At 64.7% G+C, this 26683-nt stretch carries 25 protein-coding genes; 14 read left to right on the plus strand and 11 right to left on the minus strand.

Features of this window, described 5'->3' with window-relative positions; all coding sequences use genetic code 11:
• Positions 1–157: 157 nt before the first annotated feature.
• The 8 genes from LPB142_RS08525 to LPB142_RS08560 form a co-directional block, all read right to left on the minus strand.
• The gene (locus tag LPB142_RS08525; protein ID WP_071166112.1) at positions 158–3583 is read right to left on the minus strand and encodes a type I restriction endonuclease subunit R; all 3426 of its coding nucleotides are present in this window, start codon (positions 3581–3583) and stop codon (positions 158–160) included.
• Positions 3584–3601: 18 nt separating this feature from the next.
• The gene (locus LPB142_RS08530; RefSeq protein WP_071166113.1) at positions 3602–4396 is read right to left on the minus strand and encodes a hypothetical protein; all 795 of its coding nucleotides are present in this window, start codon (positions 4394–4396) and stop codon (positions 3602–3604) included.
• Complete coding sequence (locus LPB142_RS08535; RefSeq protein ID WP_071166114.1) at positions 4393–5550, minus strand: restriction endonuclease subunit S; 1158 nt, start codon at positions 5548–5550, stop codon at positions 4393–4395. The genes LPB142_RS08530 and LPB142_RS08535 overlap by 4 nt, the downstream gene beginning before the upstream one ends.
• The gene (locus tag LPB142_RS08540) at positions 5547–7649 is read right to left on the minus strand and encodes a class I SAM-dependent DNA methyltransferase (protein ID WP_071166115.1); all 2103 of its coding nucleotides are present in this window, start codon (positions 7647–7649) and stop codon (positions 5547–5549) included. Before LPB142_RS08540 ends, LPB142_RS08535 begins: the two co-directional genes overlap by 4 nt.
• A complete protein-coding gene (locus tag LPB142_RS08545) occupies positions 7646–7849 on the minus strand; it encodes a type II toxin-antitoxin system Phd/YefM family antitoxin (protein ID WP_071166116.1) in 204 nt (67 codons plus the stop codon). The genes LPB142_RS08540 and LPB142_RS08545 overlap by 4 nt, the downstream gene beginning before the upstream one ends.
• An 86-nt stretch (positions 7850–7935) precedes the next feature.
• Positions 7936–8322: a hypothetical protein gene (locus tag LPB142_RS08550; protein ID WP_071166117.1), complete on the minus strand. Its 387-nt coding sequence runs from the start codon at positions 8320–8322 to the stop codon at positions 7936–7938.
• The gene (locus tag LPB142_RS08555) at positions 8319–9641 is read right to left on the minus strand and encodes a recombinase family protein (protein ID WP_071166118.1); all 1323 of its coding nucleotides are present in this window, start codon (positions 9639–9641) and stop codon (positions 8319–8321) included. Before LPB142_RS08555 ends, LPB142_RS08550 begins: the two co-directional genes overlap by 4 nt.
• Complete coding sequence (locus LPB142_RS08560) at positions 9638–10093, minus strand: DUF2924 domain-containing protein (protein ID WP_071166119.1); 456 nt, start codon at positions 10091–10093, stop codon at positions 9638–9640. Before LPB142_RS08560 ends, LPB142_RS08555 begins: the two co-directional genes overlap by 4 nt.
• Before the next feature lie 390 nt (positions 10094–10483).
• Here LPB142_RS08560 and LPB142_RS08565 point away from each other — a divergent pair, with 390 nt between their 5' ends.
• The 14 genes from LPB142_RS08565 to LPB142_RS08625 all read left to right on the plus strand — a co-directional run bounded on the left by LPB142_RS08565 (position 10484) and on the right by LPB142_RS08625 (position 22739).
• Entirely contained in the window at positions 10484–12733 is a 2250-nt protein-coding gene (locus LPB142_RS08565; RefSeq protein WP_071166120.1) for a hypothetical protein, read from the plus strand.
• 78 nt (positions 12734–12811) lie between these two features.
• Complete coding sequence (locus LPB142_RS19030) at positions 12812–13057, plus strand: hypothetical protein (RefSeq protein ID WP_156894353.1); 246 nt, start codon at positions 12812–12814, stop codon at positions 13055–13057.
• A gap of 99 nt (positions 13058–13156) precedes the next feature.
• Positions 13157–13879: an RNA polymerase sigma factor gene (locus LPB142_RS08570; protein WP_071166121.1), complete on the plus strand. Its 723-nt coding sequence runs from the start codon at positions 13157–13159 to the stop codon at positions 13877–13879.
• An 84-nt stretch (positions 13880–13963) separates the two neighbouring features.
• Entirely contained in the window at positions 13964–14158 is a 195-nt protein-coding gene (locus tag LPB142_RS08575) for a hypothetical protein (protein WP_071166122.1), read from the plus strand.
• A complete protein-coding gene (locus tag LPB142_RS08580; protein WP_198037816.1) occupies positions 14158–14493 on the plus strand; it encodes a hypothetical protein in 336 nt (111 codons plus the stop codon). Before LPB142_RS08575 ends, LPB142_RS08580 begins: the two co-directional genes overlap by 1 nt.
• Positions 14493–15368: an ATP-binding protein gene (locus LPB142_RS08585; RefSeq protein WP_071166124.1), complete on the plus strand. Its 876-nt coding sequence runs from the start codon at positions 14493–14495 to the stop codon at positions 15366–15368. Before LPB142_RS08580 ends, LPB142_RS08585 begins: the two co-directional genes overlap by 1 nt.
• A gap of 101 nt (positions 15369–15469) precedes the next feature.
• Positions 15470–16093, plus strand: a complete 624-nt coding sequence (locus LPB142_RS08590) for a hypothetical protein (protein WP_071166125.1) — start codon at positions 15470–15472, stop codon at positions 16091–16093.
• A 14-nt stretch (positions 16094–16107) separates the two neighbouring features.
• Positions 16108–17796 carry a DEAD/DEAH box helicase gene (locus LPB142_RS08595; RefSeq protein WP_071166126.1) on the plus strand — a complete coding sequence of 563 codons (1689 nt, stop codon included), beginning with the start codon at positions 16108–16110 and terminating at the stop codon, positions 17794–17796.
• 3 nt (positions 17797–17799) lie between these two features.
• Positions 17800–18210 carry a DUF6511 domain-containing protein gene (locus LPB142_RS19550; protein WP_230383231.1) on the plus strand — a complete coding sequence of 137 codons (411 nt, stop codon included), beginning with the start codon at positions 17800–17802 and terminating at the stop codon, positions 18208–18210.
• Positions 18210–18977, plus strand: a complete 768-nt coding sequence (locus tag LPB142_RS08605) for a PD-(D/E)XK nuclease family protein (RefSeq protein WP_071166128.1) — start codon at positions 18210–18212, stop codon at positions 18975–18977. Before LPB142_RS19550 ends, LPB142_RS08605 begins: the two co-directional genes overlap by 1 nt.
• A complete protein-coding gene (locus tag LPB142_RS08610; RefSeq protein ID WP_232230876.1) occupies positions 18974–21289 on the plus strand; it encodes an AAA family ATPase in 2316 nt (771 codons plus the stop codon). Before LPB142_RS08605 ends, LPB142_RS08610 begins: the two co-directional genes overlap by 4 nt.
• Before the next feature lie 340 nt (positions 21290–21629).
• On the plus strand, positions 21630–22169 hold the full coding sequence (locus LPB142_RS08615; RefSeq protein WP_083392635.1) for a crossover junction endodeoxyribonuclease RuvC: 540 nt from the start codon (positions 21630–21632) through the stop codon (positions 22167–22169).
• On the plus strand, positions 22166–22366 hold the full coding sequence (locus LPB142_RS08620; protein WP_071166130.1) for a hypothetical protein: 201 nt from the start codon (positions 22166–22168) through the stop codon (positions 22364–22366). Before LPB142_RS08615 ends, LPB142_RS08620 begins: the two co-directional genes overlap by 4 nt.
• A complete protein-coding gene (locus tag LPB142_RS08625) occupies positions 22359–22739 on the plus strand; it encodes a DUF6362 family protein (protein WP_018303644.1) in 381 nt (126 codons plus the stop codon). Before LPB142_RS08620 ends, LPB142_RS08625 begins: the two co-directional genes overlap by 8 nt.
• Before the next feature lie 350 nt (positions 22740–23089).
• On the opposite strand, the gene istB is transcribed toward LPB142_RS08625, so the two are convergent.
• The 3 genes from istB to LPB142_RS08640 all read right to left on the minus strand — a co-directional run bounded on the left by istB (position 23090) and on the right by LPB142_RS08640 (position 26649).
• Positions 23090–23854, minus strand: a complete 765-nt coding sequence (gene istB, locus LPB142_RS08630; protein WP_071165181.1) for an IS21-like element helper ATPase IstB — start codon at positions 23852–23854, stop codon at positions 23090–23092.
• Entirely contained in the window at positions 23851–25338 is a 1488-nt protein-coding gene (gene istA, locus LPB142_RS08635; protein WP_071165182.1) for an IS21 family transposase, read from the minus strand. The genes istB and istA overlap by 4 nt, the downstream gene beginning before the upstream one ends.
• A gap of 96 nt (positions 25339–25434) precedes the next feature.
• Positions 25435–26649 carry a GmrSD restriction endonuclease domain-containing protein gene (locus tag LPB142_RS08640; protein WP_232230877.1) on the minus strand — a complete coding sequence of 405 codons (1215 nt, stop codon included), beginning with the start codon at positions 26647–26649 and terminating at the stop codon, positions 25435–25437.
• Positions 26650–26683: the final 34 nt, after the last annotated feature.

Genomic DNA, 26683 nt, shown 5'->3' on the forward strand with positions numbered 1-26683 from the left:
CGGGCCGATATTCTCCGAACCTGTTAACCGCGCGCGTTCCGGTTCAGAGTCCCATCGCATTGATATCGTGCAACTTATTCTAAACGCGCAGTCGCGACGGTTCGCAAATCCGTTCGCCAACCTCATGGAACCCGGATCGAACGTTCCACGATCTGCCCTATGCCGCCTGCGCGAAGCCACCATGCACGGCCTGCTGCCACACATGTGCGTAGACGTTTGCAGCAAGAGCCTTCTTTTCGTCGGGCGTGAAGGGCGGTGACGGTAGGCTTGCGAAGACCTCATCCAAGATGAAGACCTCGATATCGGCCTTGGTCTGCTCCTTCTCCCAGAAGCGATCGAGCTCAGCCAGACGCGCCTTTATAGACGCCAAGAGGTCGCGGCTGGCCTGCTTCACCCGCTCACGGGACGGCTTGTCCAGATTATCCTTGAGCAGCAGGTCGAAGAGCGCGAGTTCATCCTCGCCAAGCCCTTCCTTCGCTGCGCGCTTCTGTTCCTCGTCCAGACTGTTCACGAGCTCAACCAGTCGGCGGAACGTCTCCTCGATGGTGGTCCGGTCTTTCTCCCGATTGTAGTCGGCGATGATCGCCTCGTATTTTACCTGATAGTCCATCCTGGCGGGATTGCGCGCCAGCATCTCGGCGAGTTTCTGTTCGACGATGTCGCGGATGTCCTGGAGCGCGGTTGCTTTGCGCCGGACCTTCTTTGCGAACTCATCCCGCAGTTTTTCAAGGTCGATCTGACTCAGGTCGAATGTCAGGCCTTCGGCCTGGTCGTCCCCCGGCGTCTGCGTGCGGATGGCCTCGTTGACGATCCGGTGCAACTCCTTCAACAGCTCTGTAACGTCAGCCGTGTCGCGTCGCTCGGTCAGCTTCTTGTAGATCGCCTCGATGTTGTCGTGCCGCTCGGCATGCGCCCACGTGCTCGGTTCCATCAGCAGCGCCTTGAACCTGATGAATACCTGCCGCGCAAGGATCTCGAAACGACGCTTGGCGTCGTCCGTCGAATAGACGGCTTCCACGGCGTCCTTCAGGCCCTTGATGCGCACAAATCCCTTCGAGCCGAGAAGAACGCTAGGGTCGAAGCCGAGATCGCGCAAATGCGCCTCAGTCGCTTCGATGGCTTCGAGAAAGGCCTGAACCCGCTCCTCGATGGGCGCGATGATCTCTTCGTCACCTGTGCCATCATCGCCGAGCGCGTACTGGGCGAGCGCGGCACGCAGGCTGGCAAGCATTCCGTTGTAGTCGACGATCAGGCCGAAGTCCTTGCCCGGATACACCCTGTTTGCCCGCGCTATGGCCTGCATCAGCGTATGCGCTTTCATCGGCTTGTCGATGTAGAGCGTCGACAAGCATTCCACGTCGAAACCGGTCAGCCACATTGCGCAGACAATAGCGACGCGGAACGGGTGCTTGGGATTCTTGAAGGCCGTCTCGACATCGACCCGCTCGCCGTTCCCGGTATCGAAGCCCTGCTTCATCAAGGCGCGATGCGGGATGATGTCGAACCCCCATTTCTTGAAGTCCGCAACTTCGTTCTGTGCCTCGCTGATGATGATCTCGACGATGGTTTCCTCGAGCCAGAAAGCCTGCGCACTTAATTCTTGGGCTTGCTCTGTGAGCGCGGCGCGTAGGGATTCATCAGCGGCGGCATCCGCTTCGGTCTGCTTGGCATCCGCCGCCGCCCTGACGTCCGCAGCCTTGGCCCGCCAGCGTGGGGCGATCATCTGGTACATCCGAGCGCAGGTGATCTTGTCGATGCACACGAACAGGGATTTGCCCGATTCCCACCTCGTCGCGCAGTGCTCCACGAAATCGGCGGCGATCCTGTCGAGCCGCTCATCGGCAGTGATGACCTCATAGTCCTTGCCGAGCAGCTTATCGAGAAGTGCCGCCTGATCGGGGTCGAGCTCGGCCTGCTCAATCTTCTCGGCGATCCGGTCGTTCAGGTCGGTCTTGGCGACGCCGAGCTTCTCGCCCCGGTTCTCGTAGACCAGTTTGACGGTGGCGCCGTCCTCCTCGGATCGCTTGAAGTCGTAGCGCGAGACATACTCACCGAAGATGCGCTTGGTGATCTCGTCCTGCTTGAACAGCGGCGTGCCGGTGAAGCCGATGAAGGCGGCATTGGGCAGCGCCAGGCGCATGTTGCGCGCTAGCCGTCCGGCCTGCGTGCGATGCGCCTCGTCCGAGATCACGATGATGTCGTCACGCTCGCTGTAGGGCTTCTTCGGGTCCACGTCCTTGTTGAACTTGTGGATCAGGCTGAAGATGTACTGGTTGTTCTCCTTCAGGATGCGTTCCAGATCATCGCCGGATGCCGCGCGCGGGGTCTCGTTTCCGGCAACGCCACAGCCCACGAAGGTCTTGTAGATCTGGCTGTCGAGATCGTTCCGGTCGGTCATCAGCAGGAAGGTGAAATTGCCCGGCACCTTGCGCCTTACCTTCTCGGCGAAGAATGCCATCGAATAGGACTTGCCGCTGCCCTGCGTGTGCCAGAACACCCCCAGCCGGCCCAGATCGGGGTGTGCCCGCTCGATTATGTCGACGGGACCTTCGGGGATGAAGGACGGCAAGGCAGTTTCCGCTGCGACAAGCGCCTGGTCGCCCGTCTTGCGTTTCGCCGGCGGCTTGCGTTCCAGCGGCAGTTCCACCACGCGATGCCGCAGGCGTTCTCCGGGCGGGATCTCTGCCTTGATCGCCTCCTGCCGCGCGACCGAGACCACAGCGCGGTTCACACCCAGGACCTGATGGTTCCGCGCCACCACCTTACGGGTGGCCCCCGGCTTGCTTTCGTCGAACAGGATGAAGTTCTCGACCAGATCGAGCAGCCGGTCATGCGCCAGCATGCCGTTCAGGAGCCGTTCCGCATCGACGCTGCCTTCATCCGCCTCATGCAGACGCTTCCACTCGTAAAAATGCTCCCATTCGCTGGTGATCGAGCCATAGCGGGCGCGGTCGCCGTTCGAGACGATCAGGAAGGCGTTGTGGTGGAACGCATGGGCGATGACATTTTCGTCCATGTAGTCGCGCAGGTTGCCGTCGAATCCCGCACGGATGTTCTTGTAGACGGCCTTCAGCTCGATGAAGACCAGTGGCAGGCCGTTGACGAAGCAGACCAGATCGGCGCGGCGGTTGTAATTGGGCGAGCGGATGCCGGTCAGCTTCAACTCGCGCACGGCGAGGAAGCGGTTGGCACCGGGCGTGTTGTCGAAGTCGAGCACCCGGGCGCGGGCGGATTTCTGGCGGCCCTGCGCGTCGCGATAGGTGACGGGCACGCCACTGCGCAGCATGCGGTAGAAGTCGCGGTTGTGCTGCACCATCGAGCGGCTGACGTCAAAGACGGTCAGGGCGCGGATCGCGTCCTCGATGGCCGCGTCCGGCAAGTCGGGGTTGAGGCGACGCAGCGCTGCGCGCAGGTCGCGGGTCAGGACCGCCTCCGTCGTGTCCTTGCGCCCCAGCGTGCCGTCCGGTCCGAAGGTCTCGTGGTTCCAGGCGTAGACGTTTTCCCAGCCAAGCACTGTTTCCAAATGCTCGGCGAAGGTGGCCTGGACCAGTCTGTCCTCGCTGTTGATACCCGTTACTGCCATCAAATGCCCTTTATGACATCACAAACCACGATCTTTCAGATACCGCCCAGTGCCGTCCATAATTTCATCTATCAGCTTGACGCAATGATCGCAGAATTCCGGAGACATGTAATATAGCCCAGGTCTTCCCCCCTTATCCACGCTTGTGAACCAGGCGTCCGGCCACTTCTCGGATGCGACACGGTTCGAGAACTTGGCGATGGTCTCGGCGGGCCACAGAAACCCGTTGTGAAACATGTTGTTTCGATAGGCGAAAAGAGCAGCCAGAGTTTTTTCATACCCAGCAGGCAAGTATGGCTGCAGCCCACATGAACCTGCCAACTGCTCGATGCCTTTCACGAGGTTCGTCTTGGGCACGTCCTTTTCGAAGTAGATCTGCGGGTTCCAGAACTGATCGTCTGCGCGTTGCCGCCGCGTGTCGCCCATGTCCTCAACTTGCCACCTCCTCAGCCCCGCGAAGATGGCAACAAACAGGGACTCCATGAAGGGTGCGAGCATTCCAACCGCGGACATGCTATGCGCGGAATCCATGAAGACCCGTGACCAGAAGCGGTCATCGTGAAGCCGGTCCAATTGCTCATCGTACGGGTTGGCGGTCAGCTGTTGCCTGAGCTCATCAAATTTGATGCGGGACGCTTCCGCGGCTTGGTGGTTCCGATGCAGTAGCTCCTTTATCGCTTTCAATTGATCGCCCGGAAGCCATTCACCAAGCAGCTGGGTGACATGGACTTCTGGCGACAGCATTTCGAGGAAAAGCCGAGCTGCGGCGGCCGGGTCATCACCGAACAGGGTTGGGCGGTCACCTTCCGTCATACCGCGATATCCCCGTTCATGAGGCGCGGCAGGAGGAGGTCGCGGGTTTGGGCGAGTTTCTCGTTCTGAAGTTCGAGATTGTCCACCTGATCGAGGATCGCACTGAATTGTTCCGAGAACAGTCCCCGCAAAACCCGAGGGGCAACCAGCGCGTGCCAAGCCTCAATGTGCTTGGGCTTCAGGTGGAGGACGGTTGCACCCGTGGCCTCTTCACGGACCTCCGCCGAGAAGCGGGAGAAGCGCAGCATTCCGTAGAACCAGAGCGGGTCGATCCCTTCCTTCGGTGCAGCCTTCACCAGATCCATCGAGTAGATCGCGTTCTCCCCAACAGTCCGGGGAACGCGCGCTGCTTGCGCCACGATCATCGCATCCCGCGTCATATCGGTAACGGCGATCACAATATCGCCCGCCTCGGCGCGGTGATGCTCCTTGTGCTCGCCTCTGAACCACTTCAGTCCAGATACGCGGAACCCACCTCCACGTTCAAAGCATTTCAGGTTGATGAAAGGCTGGCCACCGTCTTCCACCAATTCCGAACTCTTGTAGCTCTTGCCACGATAGATATCGGCTAGGTCAGTAATCGCTCGCCGCTCCCACCCCTCGGGTAGGCCATCGGTGCGGGGGACGTGTTCGTGGCCGGGGAAGCGGAAGTGGACGAACCACTCGCGGTAGAGCAGCCGCGCCGCCTCCTCCAACAGCGCAATCCGCCGCCGGTTGGTCTCGATAAGGTCGTCGTAGGCTGAGAGGATATCGGCGATTGCCCTTTGCTCGTTTCCGCCGGGAACCCGCACCGGGACGAGGTGCACAAAATTCCGGTTCAGCGATGGCTGAGCCGCTCCGGAATTTAGCGATGTCAGGTCCTTGGTTTTCAAGAAGTAGTATACGAAGCGAGGATCGTTGCCGAGAAAGTCCGTGACAAAAAGGCAGGCGTTATGCGGCCAATAGTCTGTAGGCGTGTAGGTGACCTTACCGATGGAGGCACCGCTGCGACCTATAGAAACTCCTGGGCCCCTTGCCTTAGCTTCGTTGTGCCACCCGTTCGGGCCGGCAGAACCGATTACAGGAACATCGCCAGGTTTTCGGTCCTGATCGGGGAGGTCATGCCCCCGCTGAAAGCGAACGACCTCTCCGAGGGTGCATTCGCGCCAACTCACACCCCCAACTCCTCGAAGTTCCGGGCGATCCGCGCCGCCAACTCCGCAGCCTCCTCGTTCAGCCCCTTCAGGTCGATGTGGATCGACCGCAGCGCCTCCTCGAAGTCGAAATCCTCGTCCACCTCCTCGGGCGCGACGCCGACATAGCGGCCGGGCGTCAGGCTGTGGTCATGGGCCGCGATCTCGGCCCGGCTGACCAGCTTCACCAGCCCCTCGACATCGCGCAGCGCGGCGTCGGGAAACCGCTCCTGCAACCAGTCGGCCTGTTTCACGAAATACCGCGCCGTCCGCAGCGCCTCCACCGCCGCGGCCCGCGCCGCCTCCAGCGCCTTGCGGGCGCGCGTGACCTCGGCATTGGGCCAGAGGGCGTGGTCGCGGGCGTCCAGTTCCTTGATGGCGGTATCCACCACCCGGCCGGCCAGCTTGGCGGCCAAGTCGATCTGCTTGGTCATGTCACGGCAGCGCTCGGCCATGGGGTGCAGCCCGGCGCGCGCCGCGTGCAGCCCGGCATTGTCGCGCGCGGCGCCCGCCCAGTCCGCCGCACGCGCCGACACCTCTGCGTCGAACCCCGCGATATCCGCCGCCAGCGTTGCGCGCACGCCGGTCAGTTCGCTCCAGGTCTCCGCCAGCGGATCCGGATCGCGGTTTTCCGTAACGAAGGGCTGCACCAGATTGATGAGCTTACCGAGCGCCTTGTCATAGTCGGCCAGTGGCTCCGCCGTTGCCCGGCCCTCTGCAATGGCCTGCGCAATGTAGCTTTCGACGAGTTTCAGGAACCGGTCCGCTTGCCCGCGATAGAGCCAGACGATGGCGGCGATGTTCTTCTGCTGCTCGGGCGCGAAATCGTAGATGGCGCGTGACACCTTCCGGTAGATGTTGCGCGCATCGAGCATCAGGACGTGATCGGCGCGCTGGGGGTCACGTTCCTTCGCCCGGTCGAAGAACCACAGCTGGCAGGGCACCGTGCGCGTGTAGAAGAAGTTGCCGCGGATATCGATCATCACGTCGACGGCGCCGGTCTCGACCAGCTTCTGGCGCACGATCGCCTCGTCCCGCCCTGCGCTGGATGCCTGGCTGGACATGACGACACCGGCGCGGCCGTTCTCGTTCAGATAGCTGTAGAAGTAGGACATCCACAGGTAGTTGGCGTTCGAGACCTTCTTGGCCTTGTTCACGCCCGGCAGCCCGAAGGGTAGCCGCTTGTCACCCTTGACCTTGTCGGCGTCGACCTCGTCCACGTTGAACGGCGGATTGGCCATCACGAAGTCGCACTTGCCGACCAGTTCGTGCGGGTCCTTGTAATAGGTGATCGCTTCGTTCCCGGCCCGGATCGTGCCCTGCAGGCCGTGGACCGCCAAGTTGATCTGGGCGAGTTTCGCCGTCGTCTCGTTCTTCTCATGGCCGTAGAAGGTGACGCGCTTCATCGTATCCTGGCCAGCGTCCTCGATGAAGTGGCTGGACTGCACGAACATGCCGCCTGAGCCGCAGGCCGGGTCGAAGACGATGCCGTGGTCGGGCTCGATCACGTTGACGATGGTCTGAACGATAGACGGCGGGGTGAAGAACTCGCCGTTGTCATGCGCGCCCTGCTTGGAGAACTCGGCAAGGAAATACTCGTAGATGCGGCCAAATACGTCGCCAAAGGCATTTCGCAGTGCCTCGGTGTCGAACTTGCGCATCATGCTTTCGAGGAGTTCATCGTCGAAACGCTCGTAATCCTTCGGCAGCTGACCCGCGAGCGGAGGAAAATGCCTCTCCACCTCCTCCATGGCGGCGGTGAGCGCTGCGCCGATCTGTCCATCCTTGGGCATGTCGAGGATCACGTCGTACCGGGCCGCCTCGGGCAGCAGCATCGCGCGGCGGCGGCGGAAATCGGCGTCGACCAGCGGACGATCCGGCATTTTTCCGGCGGCCTTGTCGGCTTCGATCGTGGCGAGCGCGGCATAGTAGCGGTTCGTGGCCTGGCGCAGGAAAAGGAGCCCCATGATGGGCATGAAATACTCGTTCGACGCGAGGCCGGAATTGGCCCGCAGGTCGTCGGCGAGTTTCCAGAGGTCGGCACCGAACTGTTCGATTCCCGTGAGGTGGTCTGCAATCATTCGCTCGTGTTCTTTCCTGCGTTCTTCTCGTCGTGAGCGACGCCGGGCTTGTCCAACGCCTTCAATCGCTCGTATTCCTCGACTGCAAGCACGACGACGACAGGGCGCCCGTGCTTGGCCACAGCCACTGGCTCCGCTCGTGCGAGATCGATCAGCCGTCCGAAGCCGTACTTCGCGTCTTTCGCCGTAAGGGTCTGCAAATGCGCCTCCGCTCGTGCGGGGCTTACTTTGGCCAAATTGGCTAAAAGCACAAGTGTTTCTTCGGATCGACGGTGGCCGGCGGCGTTCAGACTCGCAGCAGTGCGCGCTGACTGATCCAATCCACCGGGAACTGCGCCCGCAGCGATTCCAACGTCAAGTCGTGAGGCTGACGGCCGTCGAGGATCGCCTCGACGAGATCGGGGGCGAGCTGCGTCAGCCGAAGCACCCGCGTGAGGTAGGAGACCGCGATGCCCTCGCGTGCGGCCAGATCGGCGACCGTGGCGAAATCCCCGGATTGCAGCATCCGCTTCCAGCGGAAAGCCCGAGCCAACGCCTTGATGAGGGCATTATCAGGGCGGCGCTGGGTGGAAGCGCTTGCGGGCAGCAGCATCTCCTTTCGCCCGCCGCGCTTCACGATGCGGAACGGGACATGGATGGTGACGGTCTCGGGGATCGGTGTGGCACGGGTCATGCAGCTGCTCCAACATCGGTGGTGATTTCGCGCGCCAGCGCCGCAAACCCGTCCATGCGGAGCCGCACATTCAGGCCTTCGGTGCCGATCTCGACTCGCTCGACCAGCAGGGCCACGATACGCGCCTGCTCGGCGGGGAAGAGTTCGTCCCACAGCGGATCTAGCCGAGTCAGCGCCTCGCGGGCTTCGGCCTCGTTGACGGCACCGTCCTGCGCCCGCGCCGCCTTCCATGTCCCCGCCACGATCTCGGGCTGCCGGAACACGGCGCCGAGCTGGTCGATGACGGCGGCCTCGATTTCGCCTGCAGGCACGCGGCCGACTGGGCAAGCCCCAGCCCCGTGCTTCAGCACCGTCTGGCTGACATAGTAGCGATAGAGCCGACCACCCTTGCGGGTGTGTGTCGGCGAGAACGCTGCGCCATCGGGCCCGAACAGCAGCCCCTTCAGGAGCGCGGGCGTCTCGGCGCGGGTGCGGGCGGCGCGCTTGCGAGGACTCTCCTGCAGGATGGCGTGAACCTTGTCCCAAATCTCGCGGTCGATGATCGCATTGTGCTCGCCCGGATAGCTGTCGCCCTTGTGAACAGCCTCGCCGATATACGCGCGGTTGGACAGCATCCGATAGAGGTACTTCTTGTCGATCCGATTGCCGCGCGGCGTGGCAATGCCCCGTGCGCCGACTTCGCGGGCCAGCAGCGTGCAGGAGCCGATTTCGATGAATCGGGCGAAGATCCAGCGCACATGCTCGGAGTTCTGCTCGTCGACCAGCAGCTTCCGGTTTTCCACCCGATAGCCGAAGGGCGGCACCCCGCCCATCCACATCCCCTTCTTCCGACTGGCGGCGACCTTGTCGCGGATACGCTCGGCCGTGACTTCGCGCTCGAACTGGGCGAAGGACAGCAGGATGTTCAACGTCAGCCGCCCCATGGAGGTCGTCGTGTTGAACGACTGCGTCACCGAGACGAAGGTCACACCGTTCCGGTCGAACACCTCGACCAGCTTGGCGAAGTCGGCCAGCGACCGGCTGAGGCGGTCGATCTTATAGACCACGACCACGTCGACCAGCCCGTCCTCGATGTCGTCCAGCAACCGCTGCAGGCCGGGGCGTTCAAGCGTCCCGCCGGAAATACCGCCGTCGTCATACTGATCACGGACGAGCACCCAGCCCTCGGAACGCTGGCTGGCGATGTACGCCTCGCAGGCCTCCCGCTGGGCATGGAGGCTGTTGAACTCCTGCTCCAGCCCTTCCTCGGAGGATTTGCGTGTGTAGATCGCACAGCGCAGCTTGCGGACGACCTTCGATTTTTCCGGCGGCTTCGTCATCTCCGCCCCCTGTGGTTCTTGAGGCCGAAGAAGACCCAGCCGTTCCAACGGGTGCCGGTGATCGCGCGGGCGATGGCGGACAGCGACTTGTAGGGGCGCCCCTGCCACTCGAAGCCATCGGCGGTCACGGTGACGATTTGCTCGACGCCCTGCCACTCGCGCAGGAGGCGCGTGCCCGTGATGGGGCGGTCGCGGTCGCCGCGGATGCCGCGCTTCTTTCGGTCACCGCCGTCGAGCTCCTCGCCCAGCCGTTCCAAACGCCGGATCGTCTCGGGCTTCAGCCCGCCATAGGCGAGCTCCTGGATGCGGTAGGCCAGCCGGGATTCAAGGTAGCGGCGGTTGAACGGCGGCGGTTCGCTATCGAACAGGTCGCGCCACTGTTGCTTCAGGTCAGGCGTTGGCGTGGTCTTCAGCGCCGCCAGGCGCGCGGGGATGGGATCGGGCTTGTTCATGCATTTCTCCGGTGAGTTGGAGTTGCATGACGGCATTGGTCGTTGGGATAGTGTAGGCAACGTTCTCCAGTATTGTCAGATACTTCACGCCCATCCGGCCCGAGTAACCGAGCCAGCCCGAGCGCCAGCAGGCCGCACAACTCGGCGCGGCGCTCGGCGGCGCTCATCTGGTCGGGAGGTAGCGGATTGGGGCGGTTCATGTCTCGGTGGCCGTGTTTGATGGTGTGCTACCGATCAAAAGCCACCCAGCCGTCCGAGGTGGGACATCTCAGCGGAGCGGGATGCGGGAATGCGAACAGGGAGAGAACATCAGGGCTTGCCGATCACGGATTTGTCCATGATTATCGCAGGTTGAATCAATCGAGAGCAGTAGTTCATTGAGGTGAGTTCATGGCGCGCAAAGCATCCCCGATCGGTCCGCATGTTCTGGCGCTGATCGAGGATGCGCGCGTCGACCTCGCCCGAGCTGCCCTTGCCGTGCGCGAGGGCGACAATGAGCCGGAATTCAAGCTGCCTGAGGACGTTCCGGACCTCGCCGACGAAGAAGCGGTCGAGGCGTTTCGGCAAGCAATTGTCGAGACGCTGTCGGGTTTCGACCGCGATGACCTGCGACCTGCGGAGCAGCGATCACGAAGGATCCGGGCCCTCGCCGAGAAAAAGGGCGTCACCTCTCTCACTACGATTGTCGATCAACAGCTCGATGAGACACGGTCGCAGGAGTTTCACCGGCAGCCAGATGAGCTCTGCAGAAGCATCTGGGCATACCTGCATGAACGGGAAACCTTCGAGGATGCGGAGAGCTTTCACTTCGCCCGACAGTTCCGCGACCACGGCAAGCTCTACGACGCCTTCGAGGTCGAACTGGAGAACCAGGTAGCCCTCGACGCAGCGGCAATCGACGAAAAGGCGCTGGCGTCCAAGGTCAAGGGCATGCTCGAGCTGAAGCCCGAGATATCCTGCACGGTCAAGGCGGTCGATCTGCCTGCCACCGACACGCACCCTGCGTCCATCATGCTGATCGTCCGGCATGGTGGCCCGCTTTCGAGCGTCTATGATCACCGGCAAGATGGGCGGCGGGGAACCATCTACTACCGCCCGCCGAACGAGGCGACGTTGATCTACACGCCCTCGATGCGGCAGATCGAGGTCTGCGCTGACAGCCCCGTGGTGCGCCAGACGGTCAGCGACTCCTTCGCCGAAGTTGCGCTAGGTCACGACATCTCCCAGAAACCGCTGACCTGGAAGCGCTATAATCTTTCGCGCTTCCGCTCTTCGTTTTTCCTGCAGCCCCCTGAGATCGAAGGGTACGCGTTCGAGTTCGCGCGCGTCATCGAAGCCGAGATCCGGCTGGGAACCTGGCGCCGCAAGCTTCAGCTCAAGGTGACGGTCGACGATGACATCCAGGAGGTTGCCGACCGATATTTCGGGGCGCGGAACATCTTTCGGCGCGCCGAAGCGTTCAGCCGGATCACCATCGCGGTGGCCTACAACCTGATTGGCGATGAGAAGCAGCGGACGCTCAATATCACGATTGCGGGCACGAAGAGCTGCAACCTGCAGAGCAAGCCAGATCCGGAGGAACGTAGCCTCGGCTTCGCGCTGCTCAAGGAATGGGGAATCCTGAGCGCGTTCAGGCAAATCGCGCATGATGACCTTCGCGCGATATTTCCCCAGCTTGTTCAACTCCACGATCGCATCGAGGACGAGGTCAGCGGAAGTTATCTGCTGGAACTTGGGCTTGACCCGAAGCGTCTCATCGAAGGCGGCCTGCTTGAGCGCCGCGACCGTCAGGACGTGGTTCTCATCGAGGACGACGACGTCGACGGGGAAGGCGCCGTCAAGCCGTCGGCGACCGAAGGCATGATCCACGCTGTCGGTCCTTTCGGCGAAGATGTCGGCAAGCGCCCCGCGTCGGATGTCGAGATGTTCGCGGTCAACGCTCAGTGGCTTCACGAGACGCTCATGCGCCTGATGAAGCCGCTGCTGAGCAGGCGGGCGGCGCAGATCCTGGACCCAGACCTGACCCTCGTCGGCGCGATCCAGATCGATGAGGCAGATGTGCCCGTCTATTTCGCCCGACGGCTCAATGATCCCAAAGCGGCGCAGAGACTGGATCTGATGCTGCGCGCGCGGGGCACCGCTGGGGTGGGCATCGTCTTCGCCGCGAGCGAGGAGATGCCGTCTCATCTTGGGCCTAACGTCGTCATGCCGCTGCTGTCCCATCTCGCATCGGCGGACGAGAACATGCTGTTCGCGCGCGACGGAATAGAACTCGCGTACCGAGACGGTCTTTCACTCGCACGCGGGGGCGTGTCCCCGCGGGTGGTTCGGACGGGTAAGCAGTCCGGCACGCTGTTCATTCCTGGCAGGGAGCCGCTTCACCTCGCTGGGAACGATCAACTTACGATCTTCGAGCGCCTGGTGGTCGCGGCCGCGAAAGGCAGTCCCGACGTTCAGGTAAAGGCGCTGATGGAAGGCTTCGAGTCCAGAAGCCCCCAGCAGGCGTTCCGGAAGGAGACCTGGGACAGCATCCGGGACGTCTATATCGGCAAGGGTGCGAAGAACGGATATTGGCGACTGCTACTCACTGCGCAGCCGACCGAAGCCGTAGCCGAGCCAGCCGAGGAAGCGACCGTCTAACAACGGTCTAACATGCGACGGGGGACGGTCTAACAAACCGCTGATTATTGGAAGGGCTCCACATAGAGGAGCTTTTTCATGCCGACTCCCTTCCCCTCGCGCCAGGCAGCCCCGACGAGCTGGTCCGGCGCAGCGAACACCAAGCCCACCACCTCCAGCTCGGAATGGCGCTGCACGCGCTGTGACAAACTGCTCGGCGTCTGCCGCGACGGCCGCATGCACCTGCGCTTCGCGCGGGGACACGAGTATCTCGTGGGCTTTCCGATTCAGGCCACCTGCCGCGGCTGCGGCACGCTGAACCACGCGATCGCGCCCGCGCGCTGACGCGCGCATTCACCCAACTCCCTGAAATCGCAGAGACGCGCGACGTCCTGACCTGGCCACGAGAAGGCGCTGGACGCCTGGCCGCAAGGCAGGCGTCCGATGTCCTTCGCGTGGCACGAGATCCGTGATCTCCTCATGCATTCATCCTCCAACCTTCACTTCCAGCGCAGTTTCGACGCCGTCAGGCGCGCGCAGGCCCCACTCGCGCCGTTCCGGGATCCGGCGGCTCTGCTCGACGGGCTGCACCGCACGACCGGCGATCCGGCCCGGAAGAACGTGATCCTCTGTGCGCTGGTCGACGCGGCGAAGGGCGACGGGCCCGCGTCCGACTGCGCCCTGACAATGTTGTTGCTGGCGCTCTGGCCCGGCCTCGACGCCATCCGGCGCCGGTCGATCTGGCGCAGGCTCGGCACCGCCGACGAGGTCGCGTCCGATGTTCTGGCGCGCACCACCGAGGCGGTCCGCAGCCTCGACCTCGGGCGTGTCAACTGGATCGCGGCCACGGTGCTGCGCAACGTGGAGCGCGACATGATCCGCGCCCGCCAGCGCGACCAGGCGCGCGAACATCTCGCCAGCGGCGCCGATCCTGACGAGGTGGCGGACAGCGGCGAAAGCGGCATCGGCGCGGCCGGGTATGCACGACTGAACGGCGCCGTGCGGAAGCTGCTCGGCGATGACGCCCTGCTGGTGATCCGCGTGGCGATCGAAGGCTTCTCGCAAGCCGAGGTCGCGGTCGAACTGGGCCTGACCGAAGCCGCCGCCCGCAAGCGATACCAGCGCGCCATGCGGCGGCTGCACGACGCCCTCCAGGAAATCCCCTGAGCCGATGTCCCGATCCGGTCCCTCGGGTGGCTTTTCCCATTCGAGCGCCCCGAGCGCCTTCCCTCCAACCGAAAGCAGACACGCATGAACCGCACTGCCGATCTGTCGCTCGAGGATTTCAGGCGTCTTCCGGGGCTCTATCGCCGCTGGGAGCTGACCGAGGTCTGCGAGCCCAACCGCAACTATCAGATCGAGGACGCCGGCGCTCATGCCGACGGGACGCCGCTCTTGGCGATCTACGTCGCCGAGCCCGCGACCGACGTCCGGGAGGCCGCGTGATGCGACTCCTCGATCACCTCATCTCACGGAGAAAAGCCATGCCGGACCAGCCGGACGCCATCACCTGTCTTCGCAAGGCGAGCTACGCGCTCGAAGACCTCCCCGAAACCATCGCCCTCCCGCAGCGCCACGGCGACGAGCCGCGCGAGCCGCTGTCGGTCGTCGAGGCGACCGTGGACGAGATCGCCTTCGCCATCGTGGAGGCGGAGCGCGAGAGCACGGCCGCCTACCGCCGCGCCGACGCGCTGAAGCGCCTCTACAAGCTCGCCCGCGAGGCGGGGTGCATCGGCGCAGATCGCGCCGCCACGGCGGTGATGAATAGGGAGGGCCAGTGATGGCCCTTCCCATCATCGGCGCCGACGAACGGCTCGCGCAACGCAAGGGCATCAAGGGCGTCATCTTCGGCCGGTCCGGCATCGGCAAGACCAGCCTGCTCTGGACACTGAACGCCTCGACCACGCTCTTCCTCGACCTCGAAGCCGGGGATCTGGCGGTCGAAGGGCTGGAGATCGACACGCTCCGGCCCCGCACCTGGAAGGAATGCCGCGATTTCGCGGTGTTCATCGGCGGGCCGAACCCGGCGCTGCGCGAGGACCAGCCCTACAGCCAGGCGCATTTCGACGAGGTCTGCGGGCGCTATGGCGATCCGGCGGTGATCGGGAAATACGAGACGGTCTTCATCGACTCGATCACCGTGGCCGGGCGGCTCTGCTTCCAGTGGTGCCGCGGCCAGCCCGAGGCGTTCTCCGAGAAGACCGGCAAGCCCGACATCCGCGGCGCCTACGGACTGCACGGCCGCGAGATGATCGGGTGGCTGACCCACCTGCAGCACACGCGCGGCAAGCATGTCTGGTTCGTGGGCATTCTCGACGAGCGGCTCGACGACTTCAACCGCAAGGTCTTCCAGCCGCAGATCGACGGCTCGAAGACCGGGCTCGAACTGCCGGGGATCGTCGACCAGGTCATCACCATGGCCGACATCCCGGACCCGGGCGGCCAACCGCAGCGCGCCTTCGTCTGCCAGACGCTGAACCCTTGGGGCTATCCGGCCAAGGACCGCTCGGGCCGCCTCGACATGGTCGAGGCCCCGCATCTCGGCCGGCTGATGGAGAAGATCCAGCGCCCCGCGGCGCCTGCCTCCGAACGCCTGACATGGCCGCCGGTGACCCCGGGCGATCCCGCGCCCGCTGAGGAGCCCGGCCATGGCTGAGCGCATCTCGCCACGCCCGGTGTCCCGATACGGTTGCCGGGGTGGCTTTTCCCCTCTGACGCCACTGCGCGTCCCATCCTCCAACTGAAAGGAGCCGCGCAATGTCCGGACCCTGGAACGACTTCAACTCCGCCCAATCCAACACGAACGTCATCCCGAAGGGCACGCTCGCCAAGGTGCGTCTGACGCTCCGCCCCGGCGGCTTCGACGACCCCTCGCAGGGCTGGACCGGTGGCTGGGCGCGCCGCGCCGCCACCGGCGCCGTCTATCTCGACGCCGAATACACGGTGCTCGAGGGGCCCTATGCCCGCCGCAAGGTCTGGTCGCTGATCGGCCTCTACAGCCCGAAGGGCCCGGACTGGGCCAACATGGGGCGCGGCCTGATCCGCGGCATCCTCAACTCGGCGCGCGGCGTGTCGGACAAGGACAACTCCCCCGAGGCGCAGGCTCGCCGCCGCATCAACGGGTTCGGTGATCTCGACGGCGTCGAGTTCATCGCCCGCATCGACATCGGCACCGACACCAACGGCGAGGACAAGAACGAGATCCGCGCTGCCGTCACGCCCGACCATCGCGACTACGCCGCGCTGATGGGCACGATCGCGCCGCAGTTCGCCGCCGCCCCGGCGCAGGGCCACGCCCCGCAGCAGCCCCCCACGGCCGCCCAGCCCAGCCAGCCCGCGTCCGCCCCCGGCGCCGCCGGTCGGCCGAGCTGGGCGCAGTAAGGGGGAGACCGGCCATGCGCCTGCGCCCCCGCCAGAAGACCTTCGTCGAGCGCAGCGTGGCTGCGCTCGCCTCCCGCGGCAACACGCTGGGCGTGGCGCCCACCGGTGCGGGCAAGACCATCATGCTCTCGGCGGTCACCGGCGAGATGATCGGCGACGGCGCGAAGGCCTGCGTGCTGGCGCATCGCGACGAGCTGACGGCGCAGAACCGCGCCAAGTTCCAGCGCGTGGTGCCGGGCGTCGCCACATCGGTCATCGACGCCACCGAGAAGTCCTGGGGCGGCCAGGTCGCCTTCGCGATGGTGCCAACGCTGGCGCGGGCATCGAATCTGGCCGACATGCCGCGCCTCGACCTGCTGGTCATTGACGAGGCGCACCATGCCGTCGCCGACAGCTACCGCCGCATCATCGACCGCGTGCGCGAAGCCAATCCCGACGCCCGCATCTTCGGGGTCACGGCGACGCCGAACCGGGGCGACAGGAAGGGCCTGCGCGAGGTCTTCGACAACGTGGCCGACCAGGTGCGGCTGGGCGAGTTGATCGCCTCGGGCCATCTCGTGCCGCCGCGCACCTTCGTCATCGACGTGGGCGTGCAGGACGAGTTGCGGTCCGTCCGCAAGACCATGTCGGATTTCGACATGGCGGAGGTGGCGGGCATCATGGACCGCGCCCCCGTCACCGACGAGGTGATCCGCCACTGGAAGGAAAAGGCGGGCGACCGGCAGACCGTGGTGTTCTGCTCCACCGTCGCCCATGCCGAACACGTCACCGAGGCGTTCAGGGCGGCGGGCGTTTCCGCCGCGCTGATCCACGGCGATCTTTCAGCCGAGACCCGCAAGGCGATCCTCGCCGACTACGCGGCGGGCGCCATCCGCGTCGTGGTCAACGTTGCGGTGCTGACCGAGGGCTGGGACCACCCGCCCACCTCATGCGTCGTGCTGCTGCGGCCCAGCTCCTACAAGTCCACGATGATCCAGATGGTCGGGCGCGGCTTGCGCACCGTCGACCCCGAGGAACACCCCGGCATCGTCAAGACCGATTGTGTCGTGCTGGATTTTGGCACTTCGAGCCTGATCCACGGCACTCTGGAACAGGATGTCGATCTCGACGGCAAGTCCGAAACCGGCGAGGCGCCGACCAAGACCTGTCCTGCCTGCGAGGCGGAAATCCCGCTGGCCGCCACCGAATGCCCGCTCTGCGGCGAGGCGTTCCCGCGGGAGGACGAAGAGGCCGGTGAAGGCGGTGGTGCCGCGCCGCTCTCGGGCTTCATGATGACCGAGATCGACCTGCTAAAGCGGTCCAGCTTCGCCTGGGTCGACCTTTACGGCACGGACGATGCGCTGATGGCCACGGGCTTCGCGGCCTGGGGCGGCATCTTCTGGCTGGACGGGGTCTGGTACGCCATCGGCGGGGCGAAGGGCGAACGCCCCCATCTGCTGGGCGTGGGCGAGCGCACCGTCTGCCTCGCGCAGGCCGACGACTGGCTGAACACCCACGAGACCGACGAGAGCGCCTTCAAGACTCGCTCCTGGCTGCGCCAGCCGCCGACCGAAAAGCAGCTTCAGTACCTGCCGCCGGAGTGCCGCCATGACTTCGGCCTGACGCGCTACCGCGCCTCCGCGCTGATGACCTTCGGCTTCAACAAGCGCGCCATCCGCCAGCTGATCGACACGGCGGCCTCTCCCGAACGGAGGGCGGCATGACCCATGTCCACATCCACCCCCATCACGGCCGAGGACCGGCGGCGGATCTGGCATCCGCGTGGAACGCTCTGTGCTGTCTGCCGGCAACCCACCCATGGTTTTGGCTGGTTCGATCCGCACCGGTCGAAGCAGCCCCGGCCATCGGTCTGGTTCTGCTCGATGCCCTGCCAGTCCTTCTGGACGCGCTTGGCGCGGGAGCGTTTCGCCATGGTTGACCTGACCGAGGAGGAGCGCGCCGCCGTCACCACCACCATGAAGCGCGTGGCGCTGCTGATGGACGAGATCGGCTGGGCCACCCCGCTTTCCGATCTGACCGAGGCGCAGGTGCGCGCACTGATCGAGGAGGCCGTCGAGGGCTTCCGCGAGTCCATGTCCGACATCGCCCGGGCGCAGACGCCGGAGGTGCCGTTCTGATGCTGGACTACAATCATCGGCCCAGTTTCGCCGACCGGGTCAACGCCGCCATCGATCGCGCGCTGACCGCCGATCAGGCGACGCGGCCGCCCCGCGACTACCTCGGCGGCTCGCGTCTCGGCCATGCCTGCGAGCGCGCCCTGCAGTTCGAGTTCACGGCGACGCCGAAGGACGAGGGCCAGGACTTCAGCGGCCAGTCGCTGCGCATCTTCGCCATCGGCCACGCGCTCGAGGATCTCGCCGTCGCCTGGCTGCGCGGCGCGGGCTTCGACCTCTACACCCGCAAGGGCAACCGGCCCGACGGCGGCCAGTCCGGCTTCTCGGTCGCGGGCGGGCGCATCCGCGGCCATGTCGACGGCATCATCGCCGCTGGGCCCGAGGGTTTCGGTCTGGCCGTTCCCGCACTGTGGGAATGCAAGACCATGAACGCGAAGAACTGGCGCGCCTGCGTGAAGGACGGCGTCACGAAGTCGAAGCCGGTCTACGCCGCCCAGATCGCGCTCTACCAGGCCTACATGGAAGCGACGGTCCCCGGCATCTCGGCCGCGCCTGCGCTCTTCACCGCGATCAACAAGGACACCGCCGAGCTGCACCACGAGCAGGTCGCCTTCGACGCCGACCTCGCGCAGCGCATGTCCGACCGCGGCGTGCGGATCCTTCAGGCGACCGATGCGGGCGAGTTGCTGCCGCGAGTCGCCACCACGCCCGACTTCTTCGAATGCCGCTTCTGCCCGTGGTCCGAGCGCTGCTGGGGGCTGCCGGCATGAGCGACGACGGCGTCCTGCACTTCAACCCGTGGATGGACTTCAACGACGGGCCGCCGTCCGAGAACCCCTTCGGCTGCGACCCCGAACAGATCGCCGTCTTCCTCGACACCGTGTTCAGCTGGTGCGAGGGGCTGATCCCGCTCCGCGGCTTCGTCGACAAGGGTCAGGGCCGGGACGGCAAGCCGCACAATATCTGGATCCCGGCCGACGACACCGCGCCCGAGAAACTCGCGACCTTCGCCGGATGGGCGAACCGCGAGGGCGCCGCCGTCTATGTCATTCCCGGCACGGTCGAGGAGCAGGGGCAGGCCCGCGCCGCCGATGTGCTGCAGATGCAGGCCATCGTCGTCGATCTCGACGCGGGCGACATCCCGGCGAAGCTGGACCATGTCACCCGCCACCTCGGCCCGCCCACGCTCATCATCGAAAGCGGCGGGCGCACGCCCGAGGGAGCCGCGAAGCTCCATGTCTGGTGGAAACTGACCGAACCCGCCGAGGGTGACGACCTGGTCACCCTCTGCCGTCTGCGCGGCGAGATCGCCGTGAAGGTCGGCGGCGACACGCATTTCCGCTCGGCCCACCAGCCGATCCGGGTGCCTGGCACCGTCTATCACAAGCACGGCCACCAGCGCCTCGTGCAGATCCGCGAACATCGAGACGTCGAGGTGGATCTTGCGGATTTCGCTGAAAAGGTCGCCGAGATGCCGCCGCTGCCGGGCGTGGGCTTCGCCAGCGACGTCTCGGCCCCGCAGGCCAAGCCCGGAATCGACGCGGTGCTCACCACGCCGGTGCGCGAAGGCGCGGTCGACGACTGGTCCCGGTTCCAGGGGGCCAGCGCCGCCATCGGCCATTACGTGCGCCTGGTGCACGAGGGCCGCCTCGACCCGTTCGCGGGCTGGGAGGCGATCTGCGGCTACAACGCCGCAATGCTGCGCCCGTCCTGGCCGCTCGATCGCTTGATGGCCGAGTCCGAACGCCTCTGGGCGCTGCATGTGAAGCGCAACGGTCCGCCGCTCCTGCGCGCGGTGCACGTCGATGCCCCGGCCAGCCCGCTGCCGACCTTCAGCCTCGGCGCGCTGCTCGACGACACGAGCCTGATGCCCGAGGACATCATCGGTCCCCGCGTGCTGACACCTGGCGGGCTCCTGGTGCTGGGCGGCGCGCCCAAGGTCGGCAAGAGCGACTTCCTGATCTCCTGGCTCGTGCACATGGCGGCGGGCGTGCCGTTCCTCGGCTTCACGCCGCCCAGGCCGCTGCGCGTGTTCTACCTGCAGGCGGAGATCCAGTATCACTACCTGCGCGAGCGCATGCAGCAGATCGCGCTGCCCGCCGCCGTGATCGCCGCCGCGCGCGACACCTTCATCGCCACCCCGAAACTGAAGCTGCTGCTCGACGCGGAGGGCGTCGCCCGCGTGGCCGAGGCGATCCGGGCCGCATTCGCCGACGCGCCGCCCGACATCATCGTCATCGACCCGATCCGCAACCTCTTCGATGGCGGCCCCGAGGGGGGCGGCGAGAACGACAACACCGCCATGATGTTCTTCCTGAAGGACCGTGTCGAGCTCCTGCGCGAGGCGGTCAATCCGGACGCGGGCGTCATCCTCGCCCACCACACCCGCAAGGCCAGCAAGCATCAGGTCAAGGACGATCCCTTCCTCGCGCTCTCCGGCGCGAGCGCGCTGCGCGGCTTCTACACCTCGGGGCTGCTCATGCACCGGCCCGACGAGGACAGCACCGTCCGCAGGCTGGAGATCGAGCTGCGGAACGGCCCCGCGCTGCCGGGCAAGCTCATCGACAAGGTGAAGGGGGAATGGGTCGAACTGAACCCGTTGAACGAGCGCCTGGTGCGCAAGGAGGTTGGCGCCAAGCTCGATGCCGAGCGGCTGCGCAAGCACGATGTCATCCTCGGCATGCTGCTGGATGAGGCGGCGGGCGAGCGCCTCTACACCGCCATGCAGTTCGCCGAGACCTTCGAGAACCGGGGCGGTCTGGGCAGCAAGCACACGATCCGCGAGCGCCTCAGCGTGCTGGCGACAAAGGGCTTCGTGAAGTTCCTGCGCGACCCCTCGGGGTTCGGCTTCCCCGTCACCCGGTCGCGGTTCGGCTACCTCTGCGTCGAGGGCATGCAGTTCGGCGCGCCCGTCGAGCATGTCGATCCGGACACAGGCGAGGTCACCACAAGCGCCCGGCCGGTGCTGCCCAGCCACTTCAAATGCCCCCAATCCGGGCTCTGCCTCCAGGTCGAAAACCCCGCCGTCTGGGTCTACCCGGAGGGGCTCGAGGACGACCTAACTCATATGAGTGAGGCCTGACTCATATGACAGCGCGAACTGTGCACTCAATGAAATCAACGGGTTACGGGCAAATAAGAGTCAGGTCCCTGACTCATGCCCGAAGACTTCGTGAAGTCTTATTCCGCAATGATTTCCGTTACTTGAACACCTCGGAACAGTTAGGTGTCAAACCCCCATACTACGTATGGGAGGGCCACCCCACGGGGTTGGCCACTCCTCCCATACGTCCGGGTCAGCCGCGCGCGCCGCCGTGACGGTCTGTTGTGCTTCCCGATCCGACGACGGCGGTCCCGTACCGCCAAGCACCAGACCGCCGTCGTCTTCCACCACCACAGGCCACCGGCAAAGGAGACCCATCATGGCTCAGCCGACTCTGATCCCGAATTGCGACGGCGCAAGGTTTGAATCGCTGCCGCTCGACACCCCCCGCAACCGCTGCATCCTCGCGCTCGACCTCGGCACCTCGACCGGCTGGGCGATCCGCGGCCATGACGGTCTGATCACCAGCGGCACCGTCTCGCTGCGCCCGGGCCGCTTCGATGGCGGCGGCATGCGCTACCTGCGCTTCACCAACTGGCTGACCGAGATCGACCGGCTGTCCGGTCCTGTCGCCGCGATCTGGTTCGAAGAGGTCCGTCGGCACGCGGGCACCGACGCGAGCCATATCTACGGCGGGCTCATGGCCACCCTGACCGCATGGGCCGAGTTGCGCGGCGTTCCCTACGAGGGCGTTCCGGTCGGCACGATCAAGCGTCACGCCGCAGGCAAGGGCAACGCCGACAAGGCCACGATGGTCGCCGCCGTCCGCGCCCGCGGCTTCAGCCCGGCCGACGACAACGAGGCCGACGCCATCGCCCTGCTGCTCTGGGCGATCGAGACGAACGGGGGTGTCGAATGAGATGGCATCCCCACGGCTACGGCGGCCGACGCCGGGATCCCGAACAGGTAAAGCGCGAGGGCTGGCTCGAACAGGGTGTCCTCGCGGTTTCCGCCGATGACGACCGCCTCACCTGGCCCGAGCGTGAACTGGTCCGCCAGCTCGGCGAGAAGCTCTACGGCCCGCGCGCTTCCGACAGGGAGGCGCGTCATGGCTGATCGCGAATGGACCGCCGACTGCGTCGCCGATCATTTCGAGGAGGCGTTCCGCACCCTGCGCAAGCTGCCGCCGGTGAAGGCACAGGGCTACTTCAACACCTGGCCCGACATCGTGCGGACCAGCCGCGAGATCGCGGCGATGGAGCCGCAGCCGATGCGGGTCTGGCCCTCGGCCGCCGCGATCACCCGGCTCGAGCAGACCTTCGACTGGGTGCTCTGGATCGAGGAGGCGGAGCGCAAGCTGGTCTGGTCTCGTGCGGCCCGGGTGCCGTGGAAGCAGATCAGCGGGGAACTCGGCTGCGACCGCACGACCGCGTGGCGTCGCTGGCAACTGGCGCTGACCAAGATCGCCGCGCGCCTGAATGCGCAGTGACTCCAATGTGTTGCAACACTTTTGCCTTCGACATCTGCAACAGATCCATGCTATTCCGAAGGCAAGATGGGGAGAGTGCGCTGGAAAGCATTCGCTAGATCTTGTCGATCGTCCGTCTAGACAGACATTGATCGAAGCCAACCCAACCGCAATGCCAGAATGATCTGAGACTGCCCGAATGCTGGTGTCAACGGCGGAGTAAAATTGGGCCACGGGGCGGCGCAAAATTGGGCCACTTTGGGTTTGCGCGAGACGCGGCTGATGGGCGGCGGCCAGTCAGCCGCGCTCTCCATATAGCTTGCGGGTGACTGGCCGCCTTGGACCGTCAGGTCCAAGTCTGATACTTTGGATCAGGTGTTGTCGCCGGTCTTGCGCGCGCGACTTTGCGCGAGGCGATAGCTTTCGCCGTTCATCTCGAGGATGTTGACGTGGTGGGTCAACCGGTCGAGGAGCGCGCCGGTCAGCCGCTCGGTGCCGAAGGTCTCGGTCCATTCATCGAAGGGCAGATTGCTGGTGATCAGCGTGGCACCGCGCTCGTAGCGCTGGGAGATCATCTCAAAAAGCAGCTCGGCGCCGGTCTTTGACAGGGGCACGAACCCGAGCTCGTCGATGATCAGCAGCTTGACGGCAGCCATCTGCTTCTGGACGCGCAGCAGCCGACGTTCGTCTCGCGCCTCCATCAGCTCGTTGACCAGCGCGGCGGCGGTGGTGAAGCTGACAGACATGCCCTTCTGGCAGGCCGCCAACCCGAGGCCCAAGGCAATGTGGGTCTTGCCGGTTCCGCTGGGGCCAAGGGCGATCACGTTCTCACGCCGTTCGATCCATTCGCAGCGCGCCAGTTCCAGCACCTGCATCTTGTTCAGCTTCGGGATCGCCTTGAAGTCGAAGCTGTCGAGGCTTTTGGTGGCCGGGAACTTCGCAGCCTTGATGCGGCGCTCGACCATCCGCCGCTCGCGGTCAATGAGTTCCAGTTCAACGAGGCGCGACAGGAATTGGACATGGTCCAACCCTTCGGCGGCGCATTGGCGCGCAACCTTCTCGTGTTCCCGCAGGAAGGTGGGCAGCTTCAGCGTCTTCAGATGGTGGGCAAGCAGGATCTTCGGAGCCTCGCTCATTCCGCCGCCTCCGACATCAAGGCCATGTAGCTGGCCGCACGCGTCGTCTCGACGTTCGCCCGCGGCAGGTAGGGGTAGACATCGAGATCAAGCCTTGGGGGGCGCTTCTCGACCTGGCAAAGCACGAGGTGCTTCACGGCGTCAAAGCCGACCGCGCCCAGCTTCAGGGCCTTCTTCACGGCGGCATGCAGGTCATCCATGCCAAAGGTCTCAAGCAGCCGCAGCACCTGCACATACTCGCGGCGCCCCATCTTGAGCATGCGCGCCTCCATCAGGCGGCGCAAAGTCTGGAACTCTTCGGGCAGGTCCCATTCCGCCAGAGGCGCAGCCTGGTCCAAGGCATTGATCTTGCGCTCGATCAGCGGGAGGTAGTGAACCGGGTCGAAGATCATGTCCTCGCGATCGTAACAGCGCGGGTGTCGGGCGATCACCTCCCCGCGACAGCCGATCACGACCTCATCGACATAGCCGCGGATCCAGACATCCTGATGGCCATAGGCGACCGGGACCGAGTAATCGTTGGTGTCATAGCGCACGAGCGACTGCGAGCTGACCCTGCCGCTCGCTTGGTCGCAGGCGTCGAACGGGGCAGTAGGCAATGGGCGCATCGCCGCCAGATCGCGCTGCAGCCTCTCGCCGATCGTCTCCTTGTGACCCCGAAGAATGCGCGTGAGGCGTGCGCAGCACTGCCCTTCAAGGTCGGCGTTGAAGGCGTCCCAACTGGCAAAGTGGGGGATCGGCACCATGTGGTTGCGGCGGGCGTAGCCGACCATCCCCTCGACAGCGCCCTTGTCGTTCCCCTTCCCGGGCCGACCATAGCGATCCCGAAACAGGTAATGCGACTGCAAGCCGCTGAACAGCGTGGCGCGGATGCGCGTGCCATCTGGCTGGATCTTCGAGACCAGGCAGCGGTCGTTATCGTAGAGCACCGACTGCGGCACCCCGCCGAAGAAGGCAAAGGCGCGGACATGCCCGTCTATCCAGGCCTCCGCCGTCGCCGCCGGATAGGCCCGGACGAAATAGGCATCGCTGTGCGGCAGGTCGATGACAAAGAAATGCGCCTTCTGCTCGACACCGGCGATGACGACGACCGCTTCGCCAAAATCGGCCTGAGCATGGCCCGGCGGATGGGCCAGTGGCACGAACATCTCCCGTGTCCGCCGCTCACGCTCACGCACGTAATCCTTGACGATCGTATAGCCGCCGGTGAAGCCATGCTCGGCCTGAAGCCGTTCCCATATCCGCTTGGCCGTATGACGCTGCTTGCGATGCACCGCCTTGTCGGCTTCAAGCCAGGCGTCAATGAACTCGGTGAACCCGTCCAGCTTCGGCCGCCTGATCGGCTTGTCCCGCCGGTAGCCAGGCGGCACCGAGAAGGCCAACATCTTCTCAACCGTCCCGCGCGAAATGTTGAAATGCTTCGCCGCCGCCCGCGCGCTCATGCCCTCGGCACACGCCAAGCGAACCTTCTTGTAAAGTTCCACGGTATAAATCTCCCCACCCTCCCTGCTGCCGCAAGAAGGGAAAAGTGGCAGGATTTTACTCCGCCCGCAGCGAGACGATCCCGCCGCTACCGTGGCCTAATTTTGCACCGCCGTTTCCAGCCCGATGATAGCGAGGATCGCGGCAAAGGGGACAAGCTGGCCCTGATAGGGCAGATCGATGACCCGGTAGATGTGGTTCTGCCGGAGGAACTTCGCCGCAGTCTTGAAACCTTCTTCGACCGCAGCACGGTGTTTCAGGTAGGCCTCCAGCGGCAGGTCTAGGAGCGACTGACGCGTGGCCCGGACTGCGGACAGCTCCGATTCCTTGCGCCCGGCTGCGATTTCGGCCGCACGGGTCTCGACTCCATGCAGGAGGGCGATGGCCTGGAGCACATCTGTTGCCGCGACCTTCTCCAGCACGCCAAACTTCTGTTCGGCCGCCCGCCCAAAGAGCTGAAGCCGGGTCTGCAGCCCCGGCTGGCCGTCGGCGCCGAGCCAGTCGTCCCGCAGGCGATGGCCACGGGCTGCATACATCGCTGTCACAAGCTCGAATGCGTCGAGCGGCTTGCCGCCGGTATTCACCTTCTCAAAGACCAGACAGACGGCCTCGTGGGAGGTGTCGGGGCTCAATGCGATTACGGGCAGCTGGTAGGCCTTGAAGTTCTGAAGGACCTCATCCTTGAACGGCTTGAAGAGCTTGCGTGTCTCCGGGTCGTTTTCCAGCCAGTATTCGTTGAAGCCATCTTGCCATTCGTCCCAGTCAAAAACCTGGTTCAGCGGGAACATGAGGTTTTGGTATTCGAGTTCCGGCGTGGAGAGATCGAGGTCGATCTTCCGGTCGAAGTCCGACTTGATCCGCCGATCCTCCGGTACAGAGACAATCGCATTCTCCCTGTCCTCGGCCGGATTCATTGCTTTTCGAATGTCGATGTAAAACCAGCGCTTCACGAGCTTGAGGCGAGGCGTGACCGTTTGCACCACCTCGCGGCGCAAGCAGGTCTGATAAAGCGAGGTCATGCGCTGTTGGCCATCCAGCAAGAGCTGATCCGGTGCGTCGTCGCCAACTGCGGCATCCGCCCCCTGGATTGGTCGGCGTGCGAAGGTATCAGCCGCACCAGGCTTCACCTCGAGCGTCATCAAGGCGCCGACCGGAAACGCCTGCGAGATCGAGGCGATCAGCCCCTTGATCCGTTCCTCGTCCCAAACCCAACTGCGCTGGAAATCCGGCAACTGAATCTTGCCGTTCCCACACTGACGGAGAAGCTCCTCCAAGCTGACCGGGTTGGTCTTGAATGCCGCTTGTTTACCCAATCTGGCTCTCCTCAAATGAACTTGCTGGCGTCTG

Source organism: Rhodobacter xanthinilyticus (assembly GCF_001856665.1).
Lineage (GTDB): Bacteria > Pseudomonadota > Alphaproteobacteria > Rhodobacterales > Rhodobacteraceae > Rhodobacter > Rhodobacter xanthinilyticus.

What these genes read in the sequence shown, in the direction of transcription:
- LPB142_RS08525 (WP_071166112.1), bottom strand. Translation starts at nt 3,583, where the DNA reads ATGGCAGTAACGGGTATCAACAGCGAGGACAGACTGGTCCAGGCCACC.
- LPB142_RS08530 (WP_071166113.1), bottom strand. Translation starts at nt 4,396, where the DNA reads ATGACGGAAGGTGACCGCCCAACCCTGTTCGGTGATGACCCGGCCGCC.
- LPB142_RS08540 (WP_071166115.1), bottom strand. Translation starts at nt 7,649, where the DNA reads ATGATTGCAGACCACCTCACGGGAATCGAACAGTTCGGTGCCGACCTC.
- LPB142_RS08550 (WP_071166117.1), bottom strand. Translation starts at nt 8,322, where the DNA reads ATGACCCGTGCCACACCGATCCCCGAGACCGTCACCATCCATGTCCCG.
- LPB142_RS08555 (WP_071166118.1), bottom strand. Translation starts at nt 9,641, where the DNA reads ATGACGAAGCCGCCGGAAAAATCGAAGGTCGTCCGCAAGCTGCGCTGT.
- LPB142_RS08560 (WP_071166119.1), bottom strand. Translation starts at nt 10,093, where the DNA reads ATGAACAAGCCCGATCCCATCCCCGCGCGCCTGGCGGCGCTGAAGACC.
- LPB142_RS08565 (WP_071166120.1), top strand. Translation starts at nt 10,484, where the DNA reads ATGGCGCGCAAAGCATCCCCGATCGGTCCGCATGTTCTGGCGCTGATC.
- LPB142_RS19030 (WP_156894353.1), top strand. Translation starts at nt 12,812, where the DNA reads ATGCCGACTCCCTTCCCCTCGCGCCAGGCAGCCCCGACGAGCTGGTCC.
- LPB142_RS08570 (WP_071166121.1), top strand. Translation starts at nt 13,157, where the DNA reads ATGTCCTTCGCGTGGCACGAGATCCGTGATCTCCTCATGCATTCATCC.
- LPB142_RS08575 (WP_071166122.1), top strand. Translation starts at nt 13,964, where the DNA reads ATGAACCGCACTGCCGATCTGTCGCTCGAGGATTTCAGGCGTCTTCCG.
- LPB142_RS08580 (WP_198037816.1), top strand. Translation starts at nt 14,158, where the DNA reads ATGCGACTCCTCGATCACCTCATCTCACGGAGAAAAGCCATGCCGGAC.
- LPB142_RS08585 (WP_071166124.1), top strand. Translation starts at nt 14,493, where the DNA reads ATGGCCCTTCCCATCATCGGCGCCGACGAACGGCTCGCGCAACGCAAG.
- LPB142_RS08590 (WP_071166125.1), top strand. Translation starts at nt 15,470, where the DNA reads ATGTCCGGACCCTGGAACGACTTCAACTCCGCCCAATCCAACACGAAC.
- LPB142_RS08595 (WP_071166126.1), top strand. Translation starts at nt 16,108, where the DNA reads ATGCGCCTGCGCCCCCGCCAGAAGACCTTCGTCGAGCGCAGCGTGGCT.
- LPB142_RS19550 (WP_230383231.1), top strand. Translation starts at nt 17,800, where the DNA reads ATGTCCACATCCACCCCCATCACGGCCGAGGACCGGCGGCGGATCTGG.
- LPB142_RS08605 (WP_071166128.1), top strand. Translation starts at nt 18,210, where the DNA reads ATGCTGGACTACAATCATCGGCCCAGTTTCGCCGACCGGGTCAACGCC.
- LPB142_RS08610 (WP_232230876.1), top strand. Translation starts at nt 18,974, where the DNA reads ATGAGCGACGACGGCGTCCTGCACTTCAACCCGTGGATGGACTTCAAC.
- LPB142_RS08615 (WP_083392635.1), top strand. Translation starts at nt 21,630, where the DNA reads ATGGCTCAGCCGACTCTGATCCCGAATTGCGACGGCGCAAGGTTTGAA.
- LPB142_RS08620 (WP_071166130.1), top strand. Translation starts at nt 22,166, where the DNA reads ATGAGATGGCATCCCCACGGCTACGGCGGCCGACGCCGGGATCCCGAA.
- LPB142_RS08625 (WP_018303644.1), top strand. Translation starts at nt 22,359, where the DNA reads ATGGCTGATCGCGAATGGACCGCCGACTGCGTCGCCGATCATTTCGAG.
- istB (WP_071165181.1), bottom strand. Translation starts at nt 23,854, where the DNA reads ATGAGCGAGGCTCCGAAGATCCTGCTTGCCCACCATCTGAAGACGCTG.